The 3,184-nt window shown below is 36.1% G+C and carries 4 protein-coding genes; all 4 read right to left on the bottom strand.

Going from position 1 to position 3,184, the window contains the following annotated elements; all coding sequences use genetic code 11:
- Positions 1–604 (bottom strand): glycosyltransferase family protein (locus AK963_RS27245; protein WP_139117708.1); only part of this gene is annotated, 604 nt, incomplete at its 3' end.
- Positions 601–1,311 carry an ABC transporter ATP-binding protein gene (locus AK963_RS27240; RefSeq protein WP_066018470.1) on the bottom strand — a complete coding sequence of 237 codons (711 nt, stop codon included), beginning with the start codon at positions 1,309–1,311 and terminating at the stop codon, positions 601–603. The genes AK963_RS27245 and AK963_RS27240, both read right to left, overlap by 4 nt.
- A gap of 12 nt (positions 1,312–1,323) precedes the next feature.
- Positions 1,324–2,049, bottom strand: a complete 726-nt coding sequence (locus tag AK963_RS27235) for an ABC transporter permease (protein ID WP_175404685.1) — start codon at positions 2,047–2,049, stop codon at positions 1,324–1,326.
- 567 nt (positions 2,050–2,616) lie between these two features.
- Positions 2,617–2,781 (bottom strand): ubiquinone anaerobic biosynthesis accessory factor UbiT, encoded by a 165-nt coding sequence (gene ubiT / locus AK963_RS31615; protein ID WP_083232919.1) that lies wholly within the window; start codon positions 2,779–2,781, stop codon positions 2,617–2,619.
- Between the last annotated feature and the right edge of the window lie 403 nt (positions 2,782–3,184).

The raw sequence follows: 3,184 nt of genomic DNA, 5'->3' as shown, positions 1-3,184 counted from the left end.
TTTTATTTTTGAAAATATTTTTTATTGATACCTTTTTATCATGCTCGTAATCTTCAGGCCATAAGATAGGATGTATTATTACTTTAGCTTTCTCACATATTTCTTTTATTCTATTAGATTCTCTTTTGGTATGTACAATAAATATTGTATTATCTTTGCTTGCTGTAATTATTATTTCTTTATAACTCTTGTATATTATGCTTTTTATATGGTTTTGAAGGATTGTTTTGAAAATGCATGATATTCCGTAGCTTTTAATATTTTGATATATCGATTTAATGATATTTTCTGGTTGTGGTTCTATTCTATGAATCGTAATTGATTTTTTTTTGTTGGATTTTAGTATCCTTTTTATAAATTTTACTGCAAGCCTTGGGGTTGCTCCGAACAGTGTAAGTTCAAGCTGAATATTAATCGCATCACATGATTTTGCTGATTCGATAACTTCTTTTATTGCTTTTTCATTTTTTCTTTTCTGTATGGATCTTGATATCGGTATCTTCATAACATCTATTTTCTTACTAACACCCTCAACTATGGCATTTGCGTATGTTGCATTTCCACATAAAACATCAAAGGATGAAATAATTCCGATTTTTTTCATAGGTCTATATTTTCCAACTCTCCATGATTTAATCGAATGAATCTGTTGCAAAATTTTTTTAGCAGCTCTTCACTATGTGATGCGAAAACTAATATCGATGAATTATTGATATGGCTTATTATTTTTTTTTCAGCCTTTTCCTGAAAGGAGTCATCGCCTACGCTAAAAAATTCATCCATTATAAGAATGTCGGGGGATTGGGCTGTCGATACAGAAAACATCAACCGCATCATCATCCCTGATGAATAAGTTCTCACTGGAAATGAGAGAAATTCGCCTAGCTCTGAAAACTCAGCTATATGTTGCGAGATTTTCTTTACGTCATTATACGAAATGCTCCTGAGATATAGGAGTCGCTTGATATTATCATAACCAGAAAGTTCGGGCTCTATACCTGCTCCAATTTCCAACAGTGTTGATATTGTTCCTGATATAGATACAGTCCCTTTTGTTGGTCTGAATATGCCAGAAATACACCTCAATAGTGTGGACTTTCCTGAACCATTATGTCCGACGATCCCGAGTCTTGTACCACTGGTTATTTCAAGGTTGATATTTGATAGAGCTTTGACTGTAGTTATCTTTTTTTTTCTTCTCGTTATTAGGCCTCCTGTTGTAAATTTAATTATATCCCGCTTTAGTGAAGTGCTTTCGGAGTTATAAATTGGGTATTCAAGTGATACATTTTTAAGCTTTATATATGACATTTCTACTAACCGCTAGAGCCAATAGGGTAGTTTGTATCTATATTTTTCTATCATTATCGCCATAGCAAAGTAACCAACTAATAATGCGGTTGTAGATACTGCATAGAAAAATAGTGGGCTTGAATGGCCAGTTAATGGATCTCTAATTAAGCTAATCATGTATGTAAATGGGTTTAGCCACATTATATATGCCTTTAATCCCAGTTGGTCCGGTTTGTATATTACAGGGCTTAAGAAAAATAAAATAGTAATCATCGATGCTATTGCTGGTGGTAAGTCTCTATATCTGGCACCCAAAAAACCCAGAATACCAACTATCCATATTAGGTTTCCAATTACTAATATAATTCCAGGGATAATCAGTATTGAATTGTAATTTATTTTTGGCGGGTATATTAAAAAGACAATGATAATGATTGAAAAATTATGACCTAAAATGATCAGATTTCGTATTATTGTTATTAATGGAAATATTAATACAGAGTTTACGGTGTTCTTAATTATGGGGGCGTTTTCAATATAACAGTTAGGTGCTTCCTGAATACAGCTTGAAAGAAACTGCCAGATGATTAAACCGATGCACAATGCTGGTATAAAGGTCTCTTTATCTTGATTGAACAATATGCTCCATACATAACCCAACCCTAATGCACTTATCGCGGTAGCAAGAACAAGCCAGAATGGGCCTATAACAGACCTTGCATAACGGACTTTTATGTTATCCCATGATAAGCTCATTACTAGTCTGTTTTTTCTAAAAACTTCTAGTAATTCGATCTTTGTGTTTTTTAGCATAGCGCCGTTAGTACTGAGTAATCTTTAATAATTTGCAGTAACCAAATAACCACGCTACCGCCCATCCACTTTATATTTCACTTTCTGAAATTACATACGGATGCAGAAATCTCGCCTGTTTAAGATGCATCTGGCAGAAAGGAAAAGTATGCTTCATGTGGTACAGCACATAGCTAGCTTAATCTAACACTCAGCTGAACTATCAGGCTTTATGAAAGTTATATCGATATCAGTCTGTGTTGATTAGGTAATATCGGTTTATTTAATGTGAGCAAGCTTAGAAGTGGTTTTATGGTTTTGCTAGCGGACGTCGTGTAATTTTTAAGAACTTTCTTTTATAAGGAGTCGAGTTGCTGGCAGGGAGCAAATTCGTTAACCGCTCACCCGTTAATTATCAAGGTCTGATGAGCAGCTAAACGTCACATTTATTATTTAATACGCACTGGCTAAAGGTACTTTTTTCTGAGCCTGTTGCCCAAACCAGACAAATTTCTGTGCAGGAATGGGCAGTTACTCCATCTCCAGACTATCCAGCAGGTTTTTTACCCCAAGCCACAGTTCGGTATCACCCTCAATCATCAGGCTGCGCTGTAAGAGCAGAGTGTCCGGGTCTTCCTGGCGGCTGGCCAGTTTAAGGAAGGCTTTGCGGTCACCCTGAAATTCAACATCATGCATTTGAATACAAAGTGTCGTGGACTGGTAGCGGTCAGCTGGCTGCCATCAAAACTGATATAGAAGCTGACGTCTATGTCGGTAATGTGAATTTTCAGGCAGCGATCTTCCAGAAAATCAAAATTGCTTTTGTAATAAAGCCACCTCTTAAATTCATGCAGCATTGAATTATCAGGAATTCATCTGTCCGCCATTATCCTTCTGCAAGAGGTAACTGAGCTTGAATTCATGCTGGATACCCTGGTAATACACAACAAATACCATCAGGAATAAGGCAAATGTCATCACCGATGTAATAAGTCTTCAAAACACCAGTTTAATTTGACCTCCCGATTAACCCTTTTCTGGCCGATTGTTTTCCTGTTGGTATCAAGCAGGGAGCAGCGCCATGACCAATCGAGAGGAC

The organism is Endozoicomonas atrinae (genome assembly GCF_001647025.1).
Classification (GTDB): Bacteria; Pseudomonadota; Gammaproteobacteria; order Pseudomonadales; family Endozoicomonadaceae; genus Endozoicomonas; species Endozoicomonas atrinae.
The sequence above is the reverse complement of the archived record's forward strand: the minus strand, read 5'-3'. Positions and strand labels throughout refer to the sequence as shown.